The organism is Pseudomonas sp. NPDC089530 (assembly GCF_050280705.1).
Taxonomy (GTDB): Bacteria; Pseudomonadota; Gammaproteobacteria; order Pseudomonadales; family Pseudomonadaceae; genus Aquipseudomonas.
This window is the reverse complement of record NZ_JBNNVU010000003.1, coordinates 37,429-59,187: the sequence shown is the minus strand read 5'-3', so window position 1 is coordinate 59,187 and position 21,759 is coordinate 37,429. Positions and strand designations below refer to the sequence as shown.

General features: G+C 62.4%; 15 protein-coding genes and 1 tRNA gene. 10 read left to right on the top strand and 6 right to left on the bottom strand.

Translation table 11 applies throughout. The features are described from left to right. Window positions 1–131 precede the first annotated feature (131 nt). Window positions 132–206: transfer RNA gene (locus ACQKQA_RS02165), tRNA-Gln, on the top strand. Window positions 207–336: 130 nt separating this feature from the next. Here the strand turns inward: ACQKQA_RS02165 and ACQKQA_RS02160 are convergent. Together ACQKQA_RS02160 and ACQKQA_RS02155 are read right to left on the bottom strand one after the other, a co-directional pair. Further along, window positions 337–999 (bottom strand): glutathione S-transferase family protein, encoded by a 663-nt coding sequence (locus ACQKQA_RS02160; protein ID WP_427553014.1) that lies wholly within the window; start codon window positions 997–999, stop codon window positions 337–339. Window positions 1,000–1,103: 104 nt separating this feature from the next. Continuing rightward, window positions 1,104–1,715, bottom strand: a complete 612-nt coding sequence (locus tag ACQKQA_RS02155) for a LuxR C-terminal-related transcriptional regulator (RefSeq protein WP_427553012.1) — start codon at window positions 1,713–1,715, stop codon at window positions 1,104–1,106. Window positions 1,716–1,824: 109 nt separating this feature from the next. On the opposite strand from ACQKQA_RS02155, the gene ACQKQA_RS02150 reads away from it, so the two are divergent. Beyond that, a complete protein-coding gene (locus ACQKQA_RS02150; protein ID WP_427553010.1) occupies window positions 1,825–3,477 on the top strand; it encodes an ATP-binding response regulator in 1,653 nt (550 codons plus the stop codon). Window positions 3,478–3,486: 9 nt separating this feature from the next. On the opposite strand, the gene ACQKQA_RS02145 is transcribed toward ACQKQA_RS02150, so the two are convergent. Further along, the gene (locus ACQKQA_RS02145) at window positions 3,487–4,377 is read right to left on the bottom strand and encodes a LysR family transcriptional regulator (RefSeq protein ID WP_427553008.1); all 891 of its coding nucleotides are present in this window, start codon (window positions 4,375–4,377) and stop codon (window positions 3,487–3,489) included. 139 nt (window positions 4,378–4,516) lie between these two features. Between ACQKQA_RS02145 and ACQKQA_RS02140 the strand changes: the two genes are divergently transcribed. Then, on the top strand, window positions 4,517–5,944 hold the full coding sequence (locus ACQKQA_RS02140; RefSeq protein ID WP_427553006.1) for an MFS transporter: 1,428 nt from the start codon (window positions 4,517–4,519) through the stop codon (window positions 5,942–5,944). A 262-nt stretch (window positions 5,945–6,206) separates the two neighbouring features. On the opposite strand, the gene ACQKQA_RS02135 is transcribed toward ACQKQA_RS02140, so the two are convergent. The 3 genes from ACQKQA_RS02135 to ACQKQA_RS02125 form a co-directional block, all read right to left on the bottom strand. Further along, on the bottom strand, window positions 6,207–7,727 hold the full coding sequence (locus ACQKQA_RS02135) for a DUF2235 domain-containing protein (RefSeq protein ID WP_427553004.1): 1,521 nt from the start codon (window positions 7,725–7,727) through the stop codon (window positions 6,207–6,209). A 156-nt stretch (window positions 7,728–7,883) separates the two neighbouring features. Further along, a complete protein-coding gene (locus tag ACQKQA_RS02130; protein ID WP_427553002.1) occupies window positions 7,884–8,660 on the bottom strand; it encodes a nucleotidyltransferase domain-containing protein in 777 nt (258 codons plus the stop codon). A gap of 94 nt (window positions 8,661–8,754) precedes the next feature. Continuing rightward, window positions 8,755–9,345, bottom strand: coding sequence for a hypothetical protein (locus tag ACQKQA_RS02125; protein WP_427552999.1), 591 nt, complete (start codon window positions 9,343–9,345; stop codon window positions 8,755–8,757). Between the two features lie 381 nt (window positions 9,346–9,726). Here ACQKQA_RS02125 and katG point away from each other — a divergent pair, with 381 nt between their 5' ends. From katG to ACQKQA_RS02090, 7 genes are all read left to right on the top strand, one after another. Further along, complete coding sequence (gene katG, locus ACQKQA_RS02120; RefSeq protein ID WP_427552996.1) at window positions 9,727–11,919, top strand: catalase/peroxidase HPI; 2,193 nt, start codon at window positions 9,727–9,729, stop codon at window positions 11,917–11,919. A 507-nt stretch (window positions 11,920–12,426) separates the two neighbouring features. Continuing rightward, the gene (locus ACQKQA_RS02115) at window positions 12,427–14,934 is read left to right on the top strand and encodes a type VI secretion system Vgr family protein (protein ID WP_427552994.1); all 2,508 of its coding nucleotides are present in this window, start codon (window positions 12,427–12,429) and stop codon (window positions 14,932–14,934) included. Window positions 14,935–15,036: 102 nt separating this feature from the next. Further along, a complete protein-coding gene (locus ACQKQA_RS02110) occupies window positions 15,037–17,208 on the top strand; it encodes a T6SS effector phospholipase Tle3 domain-containing protein (protein ID WP_427552992.1) in 2,172 nt (723 codons plus the stop codon). Further along, window positions 17,208–18,812, top strand: a complete 1,605-nt coding sequence (locus ACQKQA_RS02105) for a type VI lipase adapter Tla3 domain-containing protein (protein ID WP_427552990.1) — start codon at window positions 17,208–17,210, stop codon at window positions 18,810–18,812. Before ACQKQA_RS02110 ends, ACQKQA_RS02105 begins: the two co-directional genes overlap by 1 nt. A gap of 38 nt (window positions 18,813–18,850) precedes the next feature. After that, window positions 18,851–19,993: a T6SS immunity protein Tli4 family protein gene (locus ACQKQA_RS02100; RefSeq protein ID WP_427552988.1), complete on the top strand. Its 1,143-nt coding sequence runs from the start codon at window positions 18,851–18,853 to the stop codon at window positions 19,991–19,993. Window positions 19,994–20,052: 59 nt separating this feature from the next. Further along, window positions 20,053–20,376: a hypothetical protein gene (locus ACQKQA_RS02095; RefSeq protein WP_427552986.1), complete on the top strand. Its 324-nt coding sequence runs from the start codon at window positions 20,053–20,055 to the stop codon at window positions 20,374–20,376. 197 nt (window positions 20,377–20,573) lie between these two features. Continuing rightward, window positions 20,574–21,650, top strand: a complete 1,077-nt coding sequence (locus tag ACQKQA_RS02090) for a T6SS immunity protein Tli4 family protein (RefSeq protein WP_427552984.1) — start codon at window positions 20,574–20,576, stop codon at window positions 21,648–21,650. The last annotated feature ends 109 nt before the right edge of the window (window positions 21,651–21,759 follow it).

Below are 21,759 nucleotides of genomic sequence, written 5' to 3'. Positions count from 1 at the left end.
AGTAAGTAGCTGTTTTCACAACAAATTTGTGCATTTATCACTTCCCAGACGGCAGAAAAGTTGATAAATTTCCGCCCGTTCTTGCAGCAGCCCTCCCCGGGCTGGCGGTAAACGCAAGCAACGGTCGATACAGGGGCGTCGCCAAGCGGTAAGGCAGCAGGTTTTGATCCTGCCATGCGTTGGTTCGAATCCAGCCGCCCCTGCCATTTTCCTTACTCTTCTTTTCTTGCTCTTCCAGGTACCACTCAGCCATCAGGCCTGAGGCGCGTCCGGCTTTGCGCACAATACTTCTGCACCCGCCCGCCTGGGCGCATCTGTCATGCTCTGGCCCGACCGCTAGCGAAACCGCTGCGGGATCGCCTCGGCAAACGGATACCAGGCGAAGTAGGGCTTGGCTTCGGCGATCACCCGCTGGACGGACGGCCGCTGGACCAGCCGCTCGAAATAGGCGCCCAGGTGACGATGGTCGTCGGGAAAGGCCACCAGCGTACTGGCGTAGAACAGGGCTGGGGTGGCGGCGCAGTCGGCCAGGCTGAAGTCGGCGCCGGCCGCCCAGATTCTCGAGGCCATGTGCTGTTCGAGCAGGTGGTAGGCGGTCAGCAGCGCGGTGCGTTGTGGTGCCAGGTCGGCGTGGGTGCCGTGCAGGCGGTCGGCGACTATCTGTTGCAGCGGCCCCTGGACATGGAGGTCGAAAAAACGATCCCACAGCCGGACCTCCAGGGCACTGTCCCAATCGCCGGGAATCAGCCGCTGCCGGCCGCCATGGAAGTGGTCCAGGTACTCGATGATGACACTGGATTCCGGCACGTCGCGCTGCCGGTCGTGATCGCGGATGACCGGGAACTTGCCGATCGGCCACAGGCTTCGCAGCTCGGCCCGGTCGGCCTCGTCAGAAAGATCGATGATGCGCTTTTCGACGTCGATGCCGTATTCGTACAGCGCGATCAGCACCTTGTGGCAGAACGACGACAGCGGATGGAAATACAGGGTCAGCGGCATGGTCGGTTCCTCGTGTACCGGTGGTGGGCACCCCTTGCAAACAGGGAAACCCCTGGATTATCGGTCGATCCTGAGGCCGCTGCGCCGGCAGGCGACGAGGCGGCCTAGGGCTCGCCGGAATATTTCCCCGCCGCCGCGGCCCGGGAAGGTACACCGAGGGCGCGCAACAACGCCGTCACGTGGATGCGCACGGTGAACGGCGAGATGCCCAGTTCACGGGCGATTTGCTTGTTGGTCTGGCCCTGGGCGATCAGGCGCAGCACTTCTTGCTGGCGTGCGGTGAGGGTGGGGGTGGCGCCGCTCCCCAGGGGCAGCAGGCCGGAAGGCGCGAACTTGACCAGCACTTCGCCTTCGCGAATGGCCAGGACCGCCTGGGCGATTTCGTCCGGGGCGATGTTCTTGCCGATAAAACCGTCGGCGCCGGCGGCCATGACCTCCGCGATCAGCGCCTGGTCGTCGACCATCGACACCACGATCAGGGTAGTGCGCGGCAGTTGCCGGCGCAGTTCGGCCAGCTGGCTGACGCTGGTCAAACCCGGAAAACGCAGGTCGAGGATCAGGGTGTCCAGCTCGTCGCCGGCCTGGCTCAGGGTGCGCACCGCGTCCAGGTCGCCGGCCTGTTCGATCAGCGCCTGCGGCAACAGGCGCTGTACGGTGCGCAACATCCCTTCGCGAAACAGCGGGTGGTCGTCGGCTATGATGATCCGGCATGCCATGGGGTGCCCCCTCCTTGGGCGTTCCTTGAGGCAGCTACTTTAGCAGCGGGCTCGGTAACTGCCTGTGGTTCGTGCTGGGTATGACGACTGACGCACAAGGATGTTCCCCATGAAGTTCGAGAAAAACACCGAGCTCGACCAGGCCAATCTGCGCATCATCGTGGCCAGCTGCGCGCTGGTCTATATCAGCGCGCTGGGCTTCCTGCCCGGGCGGCAGGTCGCGACCTACCTGCCGATCGTGATCTATATCAGCCTGTTCCTGCTGCTGTCGGTGGTCCTGCGCCAGGCCATCGTGCGCTGGCCCGGGCATTATCCGGCGCGGCGCATCCTGGGCATGGTCCACGACTACACCGGCACCTCGTTCGGCCTGGTGGTCGGCGGCGAGACGGCGCTGCCGCTGTACGCGGTGATGGTCTGGGTCAACCTGGGCAACGGCATGCGCTTCGGTTCGCGCTACCTGGCGATCGCCACCGTGCTGGCGTTGCTGGCGCTGGGGATGGTCTATCAGCTGACGCCGGCGTGGCAGGCGCAACCCTTCATGGTACTGATGCTGCTGATCACCAGTACGGTGATCCCGGTCTACGCCCACCTGTTGCTCGAACGCACACGCAAGGCTTCGGAAGAGGCAATTGCCGCCAACCTGGAAAAGTCGCGGTTTCTCGCCCAGGCCAGCCATGACCTGCGCCAGCCGATCCACTCCATCGGCCTGTTCACCGCCTGCCTGCGCGAGGCGCGCCTGGGCGACGAGGAGCGGCGCCTGGTGGATAACATCGACCGTTCGCTGCTCAACGTCTCGCAACTGTTCCGCTCGATTCTCGACCTCTACACCCTGGACAACGGCCGGGTGCAACCCAGTTTCCAGACCGTGCACCTGGGCGAATTCCTCGCCGAGCAGGTGCGGCAGAACGCCGAGGCCGCGCGCTGGGCCGGGGTGGAGTTGCGTCTGCGGCCCAGCGCGCACTGGGTACGGGCGGACCCGGCGCTGCTCGCCACCATGGTCCAGAACGTGCTGTCCAACTGCTTCAAATACGCGGCGCAGCGGCCGCTGCTGATCGGCGTGCGCCCCCGTGGCGCCGGGTTGGCCATCGTCATCTACGACCGGGGCCGCGGTATTGCCGAAGAACACCTGCCGAAGCTGTTCGAGGAGTTCTATCGGGTACGTCAGCTCCGGGACAAGGACGTCGAAGGGGTGGGCCTGGGCCTGTCCATCGTCCAGCGCCTGGGGCGGTTGATGGGGGTGGAGGTGGCGCTGCGCTCGCGCCTTGGCCATGGCACCGCGGTCAGCCTGTACGGGTTGTCGCGGGCCGCGCCGCAGCCGCAACCGGCCCCGCGCGACGAGGCGCGCCAGGCGGGCCTGTTGACGGGGCTGAAGGTGTGCCTGGTGGAGGATGACCGCAATGTGCTGCTGGCCACCTCGGCCTTGCTCGAGCGCTGGGGCTGCGTGGTCCAGGCCGAGCTGACGGCCCGGGACTTGGTCAGCGATTGCGACGTCATAGTCGCCGACTACGACCTGGGCCACCATGCCACCGGCATCGAATGTATCGACCGCCTGCGCCAGCAGCGGGGCTGGGCGGTGCCGGCGCTGATCCTCACCGGGCATGAGATCGAGAAGATCCAGGTCGCGCTGCACGACCGCGATATCGCGATCCTCGCCAAGCCGGTGCGCCCGGCCGAGCTGCGCGCCAGCTTGCGTGCACTGCGCCAGCAGCCGGCGTTGGTGCCGCTGGCCGAGGTGCTGCCCGGGGGGATGCCCGAGGCGTGAAGGCGCGCCTCACTCGCCACACACCTCCCGCACACAGCCGCGCAGCCACTGGTGCGCCGGGTCGCTGTTCATCCGTGGGTGCCAGAGCATGGACACGGTGATGTCCGGCGTCGCCACCGGCAGCGTGAAACTGTGCAGGCCGCTGCGCAGGTTGTGGGTGTAGCGTTCCGGCACGGCGGTGACCAGGTCGGACGCGCGGACCAGGGCCAGGGCGGCGCTGAAGCCGTCGACGATGGTGGCGATATCGCGTTCCAGGCCGACCGCCTGCAACGCGTCGTCCACCAGCCCACGGTCGAGGCCCTGGCGCGAGACCAGCACATGCCGGCCGGCGGCGTAACGGGCGGCGCTGACCGGGCCTGTGGCCAGCGGATGGTCGCTGCGCACCACGCCGATAAAGCGATCGCGAAACAGCGCGCGGGTGTGGATTTCCGGGCTGGTGCCGGCGTTCACCACGCCGGTGTCGAGGTCCACCGTGCCGTCGCGCAGGGGCGTGCTGTCCCGGTGGGTCTTCTGCTTGAAATGCAGGCGCACCCCAGGGGCTTCGGCGCCCAGGCGGGCGACCAGGGCCGGGCCGAAGTTCTCCACGAAACCGTCGCTGCCGCGCAGGGTGAAGGTACGCGCCAGGCGCAGCAGGTCGAGCCGTTCGGCGGGGCGCAGCAGGGTTTCGGCATCCCGCACCAGCGGGCCGACCCGCTCGCGCAACTCCAGGGCGCGGGGCGTCGGCACCAGGCCGCGTCCGGCGCGCACCAGCAGCGGGTCGCCGGTGGTTTCCCGCAGCCGCGCCAGGGTCCGGCTCATGGCCGACGGGCTCAACCGCAGGCGTTGGGCGGCGCGGGCCACGCTGCCTTCGGCGAGCAGCACGTCGAGGGTGATCAGCAGGTTGAGATCGGGTACGGACATGGTGACAGCCTCGTCTGGGCAAGAGTGAGATGGCGTCTGATGCATGAATAACCTGCAAATGCTGCGCCTTCCGCCATATTAGGTTGCGCCTTAGATTGGCGACAGCGCTGTTTCGCGCGGGTCAGAGAGGAGTTGCAGCATGAAGCCAGTCAGTGCCGGAGCAGAACCAAAAGGCGGATCGGTCGGCGGAGCGCTGGCCAGCCTGGCGCTGTCGATGTTGCTCGCGTCCCTGGGCACCAGCATCGCCAATGTGGGCTTGCCGACCCTGGTCCTGGCGTTCGGGGCGAGTTTCCAGCAAGTGCAGTGGGTGGTCCTGGCGTACCTGTTGACGATTACCGCGCTGATCGTCAGCGCCGGCCGGCTCGGCGACCTGCTGGGGCGCCGGCGTCTGCTGCTGGCCGGTTTGCTGTTGTTCACCCTGGCCTCGGCGCTGTGTGCCGCTGCGCCGACGCTGGGTGCGCTGATTGCCGCCCGGGCCCTGCAGGGCGTTGGCGCGGCGATCATGATGGCGCTGGCCCTGGCCCTGGTCAGCGAGACCGTGAGCAAGGCGCGCACCGGCAGTGCCATGGGGTTGCTGGGCACCCTGTCGGCGGTCGGCACTGCCCTCGGCCCGTCCCTGGGCGGGGTGTTGCTCGCCGGGTTTGGCTGGCCGGCGCTGTTTCTGGTCTGCGTGCCCGTGGGCGGGCTGGCCTGGGCCCTGGGTTATCGCTACCTGCCTGCCGAGCGCCAGGCCCCGGCTTCGATGAGAGGCGCTTTCGATCCACTGGGCACTGTGCTGCTGGCGCTCGCCCTGCTGGCCTACGGGCTGGCCATGACCCTGGGGCGCGGCCATTTCGGCCTGCTCAACGGCGCCCTGCTATTGGCGGCGGTGCTGGCGGGCGGCCTGTTCGTGTGGGTGGAAGGGCGGGTGGCCGCGCCGCTGGTGCGCCTGGAGTTGTTTCGCGATGCGGCCTTGAGCGGCAGCCTGGTCATGAGTGCGCTGGTGTCGACGGTCATCATGACGACGTTCGTGGTCGGGCCTTTTTACCTGGTCCATGGGCTGGGGCTGCCCGCGCTGCAGGTGGGCCTGGCGATGGCGCTCGGCCCCTGTGTTTCCGCGCTGTCCGGGGTGCCCGCCGGGCGCCTCGCCGATCGTCTCGGCGTGCGGCCGATGGTCCTCGCCGGCCTCGGCGCCATGGCGCTGGGCTGCCTGCTGCTGGCGTTGCTGCCCTCTGGCCTGGGCCTCGGCGGTTACCTGGCCGCGCTGGTCGTCACCACCTTGGGGTATGCGACGTTCCAGGCGGCCAACAATACCGCGGTGATGAGCGATGTCGGGGCGCAGCAGCGCGGGCTGGTCTCGGGCGTGCTCAACCTGTCGCGCAACCTTGGGCTGATCACTGGTGCTGCGCTGATGGGCGCGGTATTCGCCGCGGTCGCCGGCGACCCGGGCACGGCCAGCGCCGAGGCCGTCGCCAGCGGCATGCATTTCACCTTTGCCCTGGCGGCGGGGCTGATGGTCATGGCGCTGCTGGTGGCGCAGGTCAGCGGGCTCAACGCCCTGGCCCGAAACGTGAATCTCAACCTGTAGGAGAGATGTGTTGGCTGAACGCCAGGTAATAGCCGTTGCAGTCGCGCACGGCGAATTCCCGCGAACCATAGGGCATGTCCTGCAACGGTCAGGCGATGTCGGCCCGGCCCTGGCAGCGCAACAGCAGGGTCAAGGGCATGGCGAGCTCCGTTTCGCTAAAGAGGGGGGCGGTCTTTATAACCCGTCCGCCCCCGGCAAGAGGAGCCGTGCGGACCGGCCCTGATTGCGCGGGGCAATCGAGGGCCGGCCCGGACTGAGGTGTTTACTGGAGGCGCTCGATGTTCACCGCGTCGTTGTTGGCGGCCTTGGTGCGGATGCCGTTGGTGTTCGGGCAGTGGGGTTCGTAGCGGCCGACGATGTTGTAGTTGCGCGCCAGATCGTTCTGCTGGCAGCGGTCGCGCCTGGCGTAGCCGAGGTTGATCGGGTCGTAGCGGGCCCCGGGTTCGCGCTGAGGGTGAGGCGCCGCCAGGCGCGGGATGTCCATCCGCTGGAACACGCTGGCATGGACCTTGTCGTGCTCCACCGGCTTGCGGCGAATCAACCCGGTTTCCTTGTAGGCGGAGCTGACCAGGTATTTGGCATCGTGGAACTCATCGTGCAGCGGGCCGCCGATGCATTCCCCCGGCAAGCTCGCGCCGTTGGCGAAGATACCGTCGGGCTCGAGGTTCTTCAGCATCCAGTTCAGGGGAATGGTTTCCAGCCCCTGGCCGCCCTGGGTGGCATAAGGGCTCTTCCCGCACTGGGCAGTGTCCGGCTCGTTGAGGTAACCGCCGCCCACGTCGGCATGGGCGCCGGCGAACCACACCTCTTCCAGGACCTGGGACTTCGACTGCGGCAGGCCGAAGCGCAGCAGGCGGAACGAGGCCCGTTGTTCGTCCAGGGACATGGCGTGGTAACCGCGCTGGGCATACAGCTCCAGGCGGTGTTCGTCCGGCTCCTCCGTCAGGTTGGCACCCACCGCCGGCACGGTGTCGAACACGCCGATGACCTTGACCACGACTTTTTCGTCGGCCTTGCCGGGGGCGTCGCCATAGATCCGGATGCCGTTGGCGTGGCGGTACTGTTCCAGGCGACTGCGCAGCGCGTCGTCGAAGCCCGGTACGCCATCGTTGCGCGACTTGTAGAGGTCGTACATGTCCTTGACCACATCGTGCATATGGCCGGTCCAGCCCCACAGACGACTGTCGTCCCAGGTATCGGGCTTCAGGTTGCTGGGCAGGCCGGCGATCTCGATGAAGCCGTTCAACGAACGGGCGGTGAAGGCACCGCGGCTGAAACCGAACAGATAGATCTCGTCGCCGGGCCGGTAGGCCTCGATCAGAAAGCGGTAGGCCTGGCGGATATTCAGGCTCACGCCGCTGCCGAACACGGCGCCGAAGGGGGTGGTGGCACTGGTGGACACGCCCTTGTCGTAATAGGGAATGACCCGCGCCCCATCCTTGGCCTGCTGCAACGCCAGGTTGTACAGGCGCCAGATATTGGTGTTGTCCTCCTTGGTGTTTTCCGTGCCGTCGAGCAGCACCACGAGTTTTCTGGGCGGGTTGTCGCCGTACAGGCAGTCGAGGAGTTTCCAGCGCTCCCGGACCTTGAAATAGCCGTCTTTGACGTTCTCGATATCAAACGTACTGGCGCATTTTTGCGCCGTGGCCTGGGGCGGGGCCGTTCGGGCTTTTGCCAGCAGTTGGTGGTCCAGGGTTTGCGTGGTTTGCAGATCGAGCGCGCTGTGCGGGGGGGTGGAACAGGCTGACAGGAGGGCAAGGCTCAACAGAAGGGCGATGCGCATAGCGAAGGTCTCCGTGACCAGATGCGAACGATGGCGAGGCAGGCAGCCGGAGCCGCTAAGCGCGCTCCGCTTTCCACCTGAGTGACACTAGTTGAAGGTATTCAAAATGCCATCATCGGCTGGGGCGGATTCGACAAGGCTATGAGCAAGGAGCGCTCAGCCCGCGCTTTGCCCCGCCAGCAAGGCGCTGTAGGCCCGCAGCCGCTGCACGAACTCGCTCGCCGAGCCGTGAGGCGCATAGGCCTGGCGCAGGAAAAACACGGCGTACTCGCTCATCCCCGGTTCGGCCGCCGACAGCAGTTGCGCATGCTCCTCCAGGGTCGTCGGCCAGCCCTGTTCCTGCTCGCCGCGCAGCAGGTTGGCCGAGCGCAGCGCCTTGCGTGCCGCGACCCGTTGCAGGCGTTGTTGCAGGTGCGGTTCGCGGGCCTGTTCCAGCTGCTGCGCGTAACTTTCCAGCACCTGGGGGAAGTCGCCATTGAGCGCCAGGGCCAGGGCCCGGCTCGGGCGGAAGGGCTCGAAACGCAACCCCAGGTCGTTGCCCCAGAGGCAGCGGCACTGATGCTTGAGCCAGAAGCCCCAGCGGTAGCGATTGTCGGGCGCCAGCACCTCGCTGAGCACGCCGATGTCGAAGTCGATCTTCGACACCTCCGGGTGTCGCGCTTCCAGTTCCCGTCGCGTAGCTTCCAGCCGTTGCTGCTCTGCGGCGCTCGGCGCCCGGGCCAGCACCAGGGTCACATCCAGGTCGGAAGTACCCGGCCGCGCATCGCCGCGGGCCACGCTGCCGTACAGGTACAGGCCGTCGAGCAGCGCCGGAAAACGCCGCGACAGCATGGCGCGCAGCTCATCCACCAGGTGGCTGAACGCCGGTTGCAAGGGTTGCTCGGGCAGGGACTGGATAAAACCTTCGGCGTCGACGCCTGGGTAGTGCGGCATGGCGATCTCGATGGGGCAAGGCGGATGAAAGGGGACGGATGAACGCGTGCCCAAGTCTGGCCGACTTCGGGGATCGTGCAAGCCCGTCATGCGGTCATGAGTCGAGGCTCGCCAGATCGTTGCCGAGCGGTGGCGGTGTCTCGCCGCTGATCCTGCACAGCAGCGTGTTGATGGCATCCCCCTCAAGCATGCCGCGCTCTTGCAGCAGATCCGCCAGGGCCTCCACCGCCGGCCAGTAACGATGCAGCAGGCAGCTGGCGCGGGCCATGGCCCGGGCTTCGGCCTCCAGCAGCAGGCGTGGCGGCAGCAGGCAGATCAACTCATGGCCCCGCTGCAGGTCGGCATGGCCGCTGCCCTTGATCAGCGCGTCGGAGCGACCGTGGCGGTAGATCGCTTCGGCCACCGGCCCGGCAAAACAATGCAGTAGGTCGCGCTCGATGGCCTCCACCAGCGACGGCAGGTATTCGGCGATGCCCGGTGCCTCGAAGGCGGGGCGGGGGACCCGGTAATCGGCCTCGATCAGGCCTTCCACCGGCCGTGGATTGCCCTGCAGGTCGAGCAACGGGCCGGCGCGGGCTTCGGCCCGGGTCCGCACGGTGACGCGGGCGATCGGCTGGCCGTTCCACCAGAAGGCCAGGGCGTGGCCGGCTTCGTGGATGGCCGTGCAACGCGGGCGCGGGTTCATGGGGTTCTCCCGTGGCTGTCGGGCGCTGTTCAGATCATCCGCTTCAGGGCCGGGGGCGGGTAAAAGTCTGTTCCTATCAACAACCAATAGTCCGGCTATTAGCGATCCGCCACAGAGGGGCTAGCCTTAATTCTGCGCCGGCGTGAACCGGCCGGTTGAGACCTGATCGAGAGAGACGAACAACGAGTCAGACGCATACCGGGCTTACCGTGGGCCAGGGTCCTGGCAACTCGCTTGCCACGCTCCAGCATGACCCTGTGGCGACCACTATCGGTTGAACGAACTGTGAGCCCCGCAACCTATGTCATTGATTTCGCCTGTCGCTATCCCGCGCTCGCCCGGGCCGGATAGCTGGATGAACACGACCGAAGGTAGCTCCTCATGGCAAACGAATCGAAATGCCCGTTCAACCACGCCGCTGGCGGTGGCATCACCAACCGCGACTGGTGGCCGAACCAACTGAACCTGAAGATACTGCACCAGCACTCGTCCCTGTCCGATCCCCTGGGCGCGGGCTTCAACTACGCCGAAGCCTTCAAGCGCCTGGATTTTCAAGCCCTGAAACAAGACCTGCGGGCGCTGATGACCGACTCCCAGGACTGGTGGCCCGCCGACTTCGGCCACTATGGGCCGCTGTTTATCCGCATGGCCTGGCACAGCGCCGGCACCTACCGCACCGGCGACGGGCGCGGCGGCGCCGGTTCCGGCCAGCAACGCTTCGCACCGCTCAACAGCTGGCCGGACAACGTCAGCCTGGACAAGGCGCGCCGGCTGTTGTGGCCAATCAAGCAGAAGTACGGCCAGAGCATTTCCTGGGCCGACCTGATCGTCCTGGCCGGTAACGTCGCCCTGGAGTCCATGGGCTTCAAGACCTTCGGTTTTTCCGGCGGGCGCCCGGATGCCTGGGAGCCGGATGAAGACGTCTACTGGGGGGCCGAAAGCACCTGGCTGGGGGGCGATACACGCTATGTGAAAGGCGCGCCGGAACGCAGCCTGGAAAACCCGCTGGCCGCGGTGCAGATGGGCCTGATCTACGTCAACCCGGAAGGTCCCGAAGGCAACCCGGACCCGGTGGCGGCAGGGGTGGATATCCGCGAAACCTTTGCCCGCATGGCCATGAACGACGAAGAAACCGTGGCCCTGATCGCCGGCGGCCACGCCTTCGGCAAGACCCACGGCGCCGGGCCCGCCAGCCATGTCGGCCCCGAGCCCGAAGCCGCTGGCCTGGAGCTGCAGGGCCTGGGCTGGAAGAGCAGCTTCGGCAGCGGCAAGGGTGGCGACGCCATCACCAGCGGCCTGGAAGTGACCTGGACCACCACGCCCACCCGCTGGAGCAACAACTACCTGGAGAACCTGTTCGGCTTCGAGTGGGAGCTGACCAAGAGCCCGGCCGGGGCGCACCAGTGGGTACCGAAAAACGGCGCCGGCGCCGGCACTATTCCCGATGCACACGACCCGTCCAAACGGCACAGCCCAACCATGCTGACCACCGACCTGTCGCTGCGCTTCGACCCGGCCTACGAGCCGATCTCACGGCGCTTCCTGGCCCACCCCGAACAACTGGCCGACGCCTTCGCCCGCGCCTGGTACAAGCTGATCCACCGCGACATGGGCCCGCTCTCGCGCTATCTGGGCCCGGAAATGCCCGGTGAAGAGCTGTTGTGGCAAGACCCGGTCCCCGCGGTCGATCACTCGCTGGTCAACCACGGCGATATCGCTGCCCTCAAGACCAAGCTGTTGGGCTCGGGCCTGTCGGTGTCGCAACTGGTGTCCACCGCCTGGGCGGCGGCTTCTTGCTTCCGCGGCTCCGACAAACGCGGCGGCGCCAACGGCGGGCGCCTGCGCCTGGCCCCGCAAAAGGACTGGCTGGCCAACCAGCCGGCGCAACTGGCGACGGTGCTGCAAACCCTGGAAGACATCCAGCGCGATTTCAACGGCGCGCAGTCCGGCGGCAAGAAAATCTCCCTGGCCGACCTGATCGTGCTTGGCGGCAGCGCCGGCATCGAACTGGCGGCGAAAAACGCCGGGCTCACGATCAGCGTGCCGTTCTCCCCAGGGCGCACGGACGCCAGTCAGGAACAGACGGACGTCGAATCCTTCGGCTTCCTCGAACCCATCGCCGACGGCTTCCGCAACTACCTCAAGGGCCACTACCGCGTACCCGCCGAGGCACTGTTGGTGGACAAGGCGCAACTGCTGACCCTCACCGCCCCGGAAATGACCGTGCTGATCGGCGGCCTGCGGGTGCTCGACATCAACGTCGGCCACACCCCCCACGGCGTCTTCACCCTGCGCCCGGGAGTGCTGAGCAACGACTTCTTCGTCAACCTGCTGGACATGGGCGTGGAATGGAAACCCGTCTCCGACGCCCAGCAAGAGTTCGAAGCCCGCGACCGCAGGACCGGCCAGGTCAAATGGAGCGGCACCCGGGTCGACCTGGTCTTCGGCTCCAACGCCCAGCTGCGGGCCCTGGCCGAGGTCTATGCCAGCACCGATGCGCAGGAGCAATTCGTGCAGGACTTCGTCGCGGCCTGGGTCAAGGTGATGAACCTGGATCGGTTCGATCTGCGGTGAGGGGAGGGCCTTGCCGGAAGCGCTCGGCCTGATCGTTCAGGTTGCAGTTCCAGGGGCCATTTAGTGTTTCTGCCGGCTGACAACGCCTCCCACTGTGGAGGCGTTGTTTTATGTGCCTGAGCACAGTGAGCCTTCGCTCGAGACGACTTGGGTGAGGTTGTCTCACTGCAATCTTGGAAAATTCCTACACCCGTTCCTTGGTCCGTTTGGTTATGGTGGCGAACCTCGTATTTGGGCTCGTCCTGGACGCTCATCGCTTGCTTGAGGCGTGTCAAGAATTGCAGGGATGCTGTTGTGCCACTATTGCTGGAGCTTGCCGGTCTGTGCTTTTTTCAACCTCTTTTTGCTCGGACGCGGTCTCCGGACAGTCGAACAGGGGAGGATCACTCAGCCATCTCCAGAGCAAGCCCGGGAATCGGCCTGGGTATTACAAGGTGCGGTTGACGCCTGGCATTGGACGCCAACTCCGTACTTGAAATTTCAATACGTTGACCAAGGATGCGTCATATGCGGCAAAGGGATTTGAGATTTACCTTCTCCGTGCTGTCCGGCCGGATGGAGTTCGAGGTCGTCGAGTTCACGCTGCAAGAGGCCATTTCCGAGCCTTATCGGCTGACCCTCGAACTGGCCAGCAACAACCCCTCCATCGATTTCGCCCAGGTCCTCGATCAGCCGGCGTTGCTGACGATCTGGCAAGGCTCCACGGCGGTGCGCCATGTCCACGGCCTGGTCGCAAGCTTCACCCAGGGCAAGACCGGCTTTCGTCGCACCCGTTACCGCGTGGTGGTCGAGCCGCAGCTGGCCCGGCTTGGCCTGAGCTCCGACTGGCGCATCTTCCAGCAGAAAAGCGTGCCCGAAATCCTCAAGTCGGTATTGGCCGAGCACGGCATCCTGGACTATCAGCAGAACACCCATACCGAGCACCTGCCGCGGGAATACTGTACCCAGGCGGGGGATACCGACCTCTACCTGTTCGATCGGCTTTCCACTGAAGAAGGCCTGTTCTATTACTTCAAGTCCGACGCGACCTCTCACACGCTGATCCAGAGCGACAAGCTCTACGTCCAGGAACGCATCCAGGGTGCCCCGGTGCTCTACAGCCCACAGCCGGCCGGCGATGCCACGCAGCCGGTGCTGTATGCGTTCAGCTACACGGAAAACGTCCGCACCGCCGAACAGACCCAGCGTGACTACACCTTCAAGCGTCCCGCGTTCAACCAGCAACAGCGCCTGCTGGGCGAGGACCTGGAGCACCAAGCCGCGCACTATGAACGCTACGACTATCCAGGCCGCTACAAGGCCAGCGCAGCCGGCAAACCCTTCACCGAAAACCGCCTGCGCGGCCACCGGCAAGATGCCCAGGTCGCCAGGGTCGAAGGCGACGATCCGCGCCTGATCCCGGGCCTGTCCTTTCAACTGACGGGCCACCCCCGGGAAGACTTCAACCGCTGGTGGCGATCGGTGCGCATCACCCACAGAGGCGTGCAGCACGCCAGCCAGCAGGAAGAGTCCGCCGACGCTGATATCGGCGTGAGCTACGATTTCACCGCCGAGATCATTCCCGAGCAGATGGAGTGGCGCCCGGCACCGCTGCCCAGGCCCCGTATCGACGGGCCGCAGATCGCCAGCGTGGTGGGCCCGGCAGGCGAAGAGATCCACACCGACGAGTTCGGCCGGGTCAAGGTCCAGTTCCCCTGGGACCGCGAAGGCAAGGACAACGAGTTCAGTTCCTGCTGGGTCCGCGTCTCGCAGAACTGGGCCGGCGCCGACTGGGGCCATATGGCGATTCCGCGCATTGGCCAGGAAGTCATAGTCGACTACCTCGACGGCGACTGCGACCAGCCGATCATCACCGGCCGTACCTACCGGGCGAGCAACATGCCGCCCTACCAACTGCCGAATCACAAGATCCTCAGCACCATCAAGAGCAAGGAATACAAAGGCAGTCGGGCCAACGAACTGCGCATCGACGACACCACCAAAGAGATCAGTGCCGCGCTGATGAGCGATCACGGCAGCACCGCGCTGCACCTGGGCTACCTGACTCACCCGCGTCCCGACGGCGGCGCGCCGCGGGGCGAAGGTTTCGAGCTGCGTACCGACGAGCATGGCGCGTTGCGCGCGGCCAAGGGGCTGTTGCTGAGTACCGAAGAGCAGCTGAATGCCAGCGGTGGTCACTTGGATCGTGGCACTGTCATTCAAGTGCTGGAGGCAGCTCTGCAACTGGCAAAGGGCCTGGGTGACTATGCCGCCGATAATCAGGGCATCGATCACGACACTGATCCTCAGAAAACCCTCAGTGAAGCGGTGCGCGATCTGGGGCATGGCGCCAACGACGAGTCGGGCAAAACCAACGGTGGTAAACCTGCCATCGCCCTGAGCGGTCAGGCCGGTATCGCTGTGGCATCTCCTAACAGCGTCACTCTGGCAGCCGGCGAGCATATCGACAGCGTGGCCCAGCAGAACCAGCAACTGACTTCAGGGCAGAAGTTCGTGGTCAATGCCGGCACCGACCTGGGGTTGTTCGCGCAAAGTGGGGAGATGCGCCATATCACTCACCAGGGGTTGATGCTGCTGCAGGCGCAGAAGAACAACATCCGCCTGGAGGCGGATCAGAGCGTGGAGGTCAGCGCGAGCAACAACCATGTACTGGTCTCTGCCAAGGAACACATCACCCTGATGTGTGGTGGCGCTTACCTCACCCTCAAGGGCGGCAACATCGAGTTGGGGATGCCGGGCAACTTTACCGTCAAGGCGGCCAAACACAGCCTGCTGGGTGGTGCGAGTCTCGATACCGAGTTACCGAAATTCAAGGTGGGGGACACCCAGCGTCGTTTCATGCTCAAGCAGATCGATGGCCAATCGGCGATGCCCAATGTGCCCTACAAAATCACCATGGCAAATGGTGAGGTCGTCGAAGGCATCACTGACGCAACGGGGGCTACTCAGTTACTGCAGAAAGATGCGATGAACATCGCCAGTGTGCGCATGATGCTTTCAAAGGCCGGGTCATGAGCATGCGTTTCCTGATGGTTGATAACCGGTGTATGTCGCACATCCAGATCAAGGACACCTGCCTGGCCGATGGATTGCCGGGCAGCAGCAAGGAGAGAGTCAATGAATGACGCGGTTCAGATGAGGACGATCTGTTCAGCCAAGTCGATCACCATGCCCGGCGGTGGCGACGTACATTTGATCGCGCCGCCTCCCAAACCCTGTGTGACCATCGTCGTGCATGGGGTCAACGATCTTGCCGGTTGTTACGAGCGTATTGAGCGTGGGCTGTGCCAGGGGCTTAACGAACGTCTGGATATGCCGCAGACCCTGTCCAACGGCGCCACTAACCCTGGTTATCTGATGTCGGCAGGGTACAGCCTGCCGTCTGATGATGATGGTAAGGCGAGCAATCCCGATGCCGTGTACTACCGGCGCAAGTTCAGCGCGTCTAGCGATGGTGGGGCCATCCGCAGTGTGGTCATCCCATTCTATTGGGGCTTTCGCGAGGAAGAAAAACACATCAACAAAACAGAGCTTCATGGTGAGTGGTTGGACCGCAACGGCAACCGTCTGGATAAGACCGGCACCAAGGAGGGCGGACAATTCGCCAATGCCACCACCAATTTACCCGATATGTGGGGTGAGGGTTTCAACGGTTATCCGTTCGGTATCATTCCCCTCAATTTGATTGGGGGCACCCTGACCCACCCGCTGTTTTCAGCCGCAGGCCGTCGTTACATGGTGCTGGCTTCCATGCGCCTGGCCATGTTGATCAAGATCATCCGCAAGCGTTATCCAAATGACACCATCAACGTGGTTGGCCACAGTCAGGGCACGTTGCTCACCCTGTTGGCCCATGCTTTTCTCAAAGATGAAGCAGTAAAACCGGCCGATGGCGTGATCATGCTCAACTCACCCTATAGCCTGTTCCAACCGAACAACGATAAGACTCAGAAATGGCTAGGGCAGCAAACGACAGGTGCGCGTATTGCTACCCTCAACGGCATCCTTCAGTTTATTTCTGGTACCCCGAACCCTGTTCCAGCGCTGTCGAGTGTGGCTCTGAAAAATTGCCAGGGTTACGGCGCCATTGGTGGGCCTGGCTGGACCGGCAGCGCAGCATCTCAAGCCAATATCCGTGGAGAACCCGTTTCGTTTGATGAACGGGATAACCGTGGCAGCACCTTTCTTTACTTCACTCCGCAGGATCAGACCGTGGGCCTTGGCAACGTACAGGGCATCGGTTGGCAGGGCATCGGAGATACTGTTGATGGCCAGCCTGCACGGACTGTGTTGCCGCTGCGCTTCTATCAACGCATTTTTACCTTGCGTAAGCGCAACGGTCAGAAGGAAGAAATTGGTAAACATGTGCCTCCCTATTCCTATCCTCTGCTGCTTGAAGGGGAGAAGACCTGGGAAGACACCGGTTTAGGGGGCTTGGACCGGGGTGGGCGTGCCAGTTTCAAGCCGGGCACCAGCGTGATGTTGACTGCCCCTCTATTGCCTGTCCCGGCGAAGGCGGATTTTGCGACTGACGGTACCATGACCGCGCCAGGGGAGGACTCAAACAGTGGTGTGTACCAGATCATGGACAAGCTGGACCCAATTGACGCGGCGATCGGGCTGAGTAACGACAAGTCTCTCCTCATCAAGTCTGCCTGGCGTCCCAAGGATCCGAAATACGCACGCCAGGAGACGCTAGATGAATCAGTAGCGTTTAAACATGGCCGTGATACTGCCAGCGTGCAGAAGGCTCGTGACGACATCAATGAGCCAGCCCAACGTGCGCATATTTTTTCCTCTCGGTCATTGGGTAATGGCCAGGTCTTGGTCACCCGTGGAGAGACACCTTACGAAGCCCGATTGCGCCTGCAAAGTGAGGAGTATCAGGAGGCTCAGTCTTTTCACTCGGGCATCCCCAATAACCCGGAGCACAGTCGGCAGGTATTGGCCTATGACGTGGCCATCGGGGCGGGAGAGAGTGTTGATGATATGACGTTCTATGCGTATCTCTGCCGTGTGGCGGATTGGCGGTTGGATTGGGAAAGTACCCGAGGGGGAATTTACAGCCAGGGGGATGTTGGTGCTGACCTTCCAGATGAAGATGTAGAGAAGTTCTACAGTGAGGAGGAGGGGGAAAATCTCAACTTGATCAATGGCACGGTGACGTATCGTAAAACTGGTGCTCTCCCCGATAACGTAAGTAAGAGCACTATGCCCTCTTTGGTAGCAACACAGACCTGGGGCGGGAAAAAGCTCGGTAACCCCATCCGTTTCGGGGGGACAGTTTGATGCGTCGCATACTCCCGTATTTATCTATTCCCGGCTTACTGCTCACCAGCCATCTGGTTTTGGCGGCTGAGTCCTCTCTGACGTCTACCCGCTGTTTTGCTAGCCCGGCCACGGCCGTGACTGCCTATACCTCGGCCAAGGAGGCTACCTCTGTGTCCACTGATACTCGTTACCGCGCCCCAACTACCTCACCTCGCCTGGAAACCCTGGATGTCCTCAGTGTCGGCATGAGCCTGGATGTGTTTCGTCAGGGACAGGCCTGGCAGACTTTGCAAGAGCAGAGCACGAAACAACCAGAAGCCCTGCATGTTGGCAGCATCCTGCCCATGGATCCGAAAACGTATCCAGTGACTGCCGATGACAAGGACATGGCCTATGAAAAGCGGGAGACCGATGCTTTAGAGCTGGGATTGCGAGACTTTATGGAAAAGTGGCCGATCCCTACTATCACTGTGGTGCGTGGCTGGAGTCCCAACACACCGAATCTGCGTTTTACTCCTGAAAGAACGCAACGCAGTTTGTCGGTCATGGTCAACAATATGCGAACGCCTGCAGGGCTACATTGGCACCGCATTCGTAATTTGCAGGATGGCATTGTCTGCAATGACACTCCCGAGGGTGTGCTGGAGTCCATATTCCAAGTGTTCGAGCATAATCCCGATCTACCGGCGCTGTTGGTATATGTAAATGAGGGCATTAGCATGGCTGGTGCTCTATCTAGCAAAGACGTATCCCTCAGATCTCTGGGAGCGATGTCAGGTCCCAGAGTACCTGGGACACTTACCGATGCTATGGTCGCCATGGTTATCGGCCGTCCAGAACGGGTCGAATGGCTTCGCTATTACGCCCAATTCGCCAAGGTCAATGAAAACAAAATCGATCCCGAGTTCAGAGGCTGGGGCTGGCGTAAACCTGCCGTGGAGTTCCAGCCCTCGGAATTCATTCCTCAGCCCTGGACCCAACGTGCTTTCGAGCAGTGGGATGCCTTACCTGTATTGGCCAAGATTCATCGCCCGGTCACCGTATCGCTGCAACGCCCGGATACCGGTGAGCGTCTGAAGCGCGATGCATTGACCTCGCAACTGGCCAGTGGCTGGAAAAAGGCCACCGATACGCTCACACCCAAACCCACTCGACTGTTCTATGACGGCGGTTTGAACAGCCTGTCACTGGCCGAACTTTCTCCGGCACTCAGCATTGCCCACAGCTCTTTGGACCTGCTCGACTCGCGGGAGAGCTACGACCTTACTCAGCGCTTGGGTGATACCGGTGCAGCTTCACCTTTTGTGGGTATCGCATTGGCCACGATGGCCAGCTACCTGAATGCCGACACCAGTGTGGTCATGCCGATGCGCCGTCAGGACCAGGCGACGATCATCTCGATTACCTCGGCCACGCCGGGCAAGAAACCTGTCAGTAATCCTTTCGGGGTCACCCTGATGCCGCAGACCGCCAGCAGCGATGAGCCGGCTCCCAAAATGCAACCGAAGGGTCAACCTGCCGAGTCATCTGATGCTAAGCCGCCACTTGTACAAAGGGACTACGCCTTGGAGGAGTTCCTGGCCGATATGAAGCCGAACGACAACTGGATGGATGAGCTGTAAAGAGCCTCCGGAGAAACGGGTATGGCGTTAGGAGGTTCATGATGCGCCAGCTCCGCACTGTTCTGGGCATAGTCGCCCTGACCGGTATCACCAGTTGCACATCATTGCCTTCTTCTCGGAACCCTGCCTTGGACAAGACCGGATGGATCACTCATTGCTTTGGCAGATTGCTGATCGATTTGCCGCCTCAAGCGAAAATCAGCGCAGGCTATTACCTGCGTGGACAGGTTATTGAGCCACTAAGAGATGATCCCGCGGCACTCGCGTCCAGGATCGATCAGCACGAGCAGGCGCTTAAACGGCAGCAGCATGATACGAAGGGGAGCATGTTTGTGCGCCGGTATGATCTGGGCAGAGGTTCAGCCGGGATACTGTCTTGGGCTTCCGATGCCAGCATCGAGTCGTATTACCTGTACGCCTATGCTGTTTCGGGACCGGTATGGCAGCCCTATTACTGGAGGATTGAGATGGAGCCAGACCGCGAGCCTCGTGGCGTTGAGGTCGCGAAGAATCTGGTACGCGATCTTCGCTCCCGCGAACCCAATGAAATTCCCAGCGAATCCGGGTTTTGCATTGATCGAGGCTATATCGCAGGCAGTCACTTCCAGAGCGAGCGATTCGATATCGGAGTGACCTTCCCGGATCATCCCGGGGCTCATTTCGAATTCACTTCCAGCACCGGCGCCGAAGAGGATCGTCTGTTGGATCGGGTGGGTGGTTTCCTGGCAGGTGCTGCCAGGGCTGTTACGGGTATCGAGACCCTGCGCAAAAGAGAGCGTGGCGGTCCAGTTCCCGCTGACGAATACCTGTTGGCTGGCACCGACAAGGGGCAGCGCATCTATACCTTCGCCTGGGAAGCCCAGGGCAAAGACGGCTCTATCACCGAGCCCAATATCTCCGCCGCACTTGGCGTACTCGAACGTAGTCCCGACAACAGCGGCAAGCTGCCAGCGCCTCCATTCAAGTCAGACAGAGAGGCGCTGGAATTATGGGACACCATCATTGACTCCGTCCGCTTGCGACCAGTGTCTTCTGCTCCGCGTGGCAGTAACGCTGGGAGTCCATCTCCGAGTGCACCAACGGGGCATCTGGGGACTACGAAAGCGATGGATGACGATTACGCCATCGAGACATTCCTGGCTGACATGAAGCCGAACGGCAACTGGATGGATAAATTGTAAGGCAGCGTGATGCCTTGAGTTGAACAAGAGGCTTTAACGTTTACATGGATGGACTTGCAATGCCCAAACCCGCTTCTGGCCTGATAAAGCCGGATCATTCTCTGCTGCTTGTGTGGTCAGCACTCATCGCTTTCTTTGGCTTGTTGATCATGTTGCTGCGGATTGCGCAGCAAAATTACATGATGGCTATTGGTGCGGTCTGGGCCGCGAACGGTCTGACGATGGTACTGCATGCGCTGTATTGGCGACGTTATGGATTGTCCAAAGGCTGCAAGGTCGCTGTCGTGATCCAGGGCGTGCTTACAATCGCGCCGCTGTGGTTCGGAGGGGGCGGGCTGCTACTGATCTTCTTCATGTTCGGTGGAGAGCTTCGTTTTTGGTAGGGCTCCGATGCGGCGGTCAATTCATCCCGGATTCCCCGCCTGGGAGTCGCTAAACGTCTGAACATTGCAGCAGAAGCGGAACAATCCAAAGGAGCAGATATGGACATCATCCGAGACGATGAGAGCCGCAGTGGCAACGGCCGGTTCCACCCAGACTTGCCGTCGGTTGTCGAAGCCCTCCAGCAGTTAGAAGGCTCATGATGCGCGTGCACCAGCTTTTCACTGTTTTGGGCATCGTCGCCCTGACCGCTATCACCAGCTGCTCATTACTTCCTTCTTCTCGGAATCCCGTCATGGACAAGACCGGGTGGGTCACTCATTGCTTTGGCAGATTCCTGATCGATTTACCGCCCCAAGCGGAAATCAGAGCGGGTTACTACCTATGGGGTGACAATATCGAGGCTCTCGACGATACGCCTACGGCCTTGGCTACCAGAATCAGCCAGCGTGAATTGGAACTAAAAGACCAGCAACATGATTCGAAGGGCAGTATGTTTCTTCGCCAGTTGGATTTTGGCGCGGGAGCATCTGGATTGTTATCTTGGTCTTCGGAAGTCTCTTCCGAAATATATCTTCTAGATACCTACCTTGTGTCTCAGCCAGCATGGCGTGCTTATAAATGGACGGGAAAGGTTTCGGCAGATAGAGAGCTTCGCGCCATAGAAATTTCTACTACGTTAGCCCGCGATCTTCGCTCTCGCGAACCCAATGAAATTCCCACCGAACCCGGGTTTTGCATCGATCGAGGCCATATCGTAGGCAGTTATTTCCAGAGCGAGCGGTTCGATCTCGGAGTGACCTTTCCCGAGTATCCCGGCGCCCATTTCGAATTCACTTCCAGCACCGGCGCCGAAGAGGATCGCCTGTTGGATCGGATGGGTGGCTTCCTCGCCGGTGCCGCCAGGATGGTGTTAGGAATCGAGACCCTGCGCAAAAGGGAACGCGGTGGCGCGGTTCCTGCCGACGAATACCTGTTGGCCAGTACCGACAAGGGACAACGCCTCTATACCTTCGCCTGGGAAGCCCAGGGCAAGGACGACTCGGTCACCGAGCCCAATATCTCTGCCGCGCTCGGCGTACTCGAACGTAGCCCCGACAGCAGCGGCAAGCTGCCGGCACCGCCTTTCAAATCAGACAAAGAGGCGTTGGAGTTGTGGGACACCATCATCGACTCCGTGCGCTTGCACCCAGTGTCTTCGCGTGGTGGTCATGCAGGAGGACCTTCTCCGACTGTCCCAGTGGGGTATCGGATCCATGGAGAGGCTGGGAGTTGAATAACTTAAGGAATGTGAACTTCTCTATGATCGTCGGTACATCGCCATCGCCTGGAACGCTCCCCTTCAAGGGGCGGAAAGCACACAAGAGCTTGCACTCCATTGGATG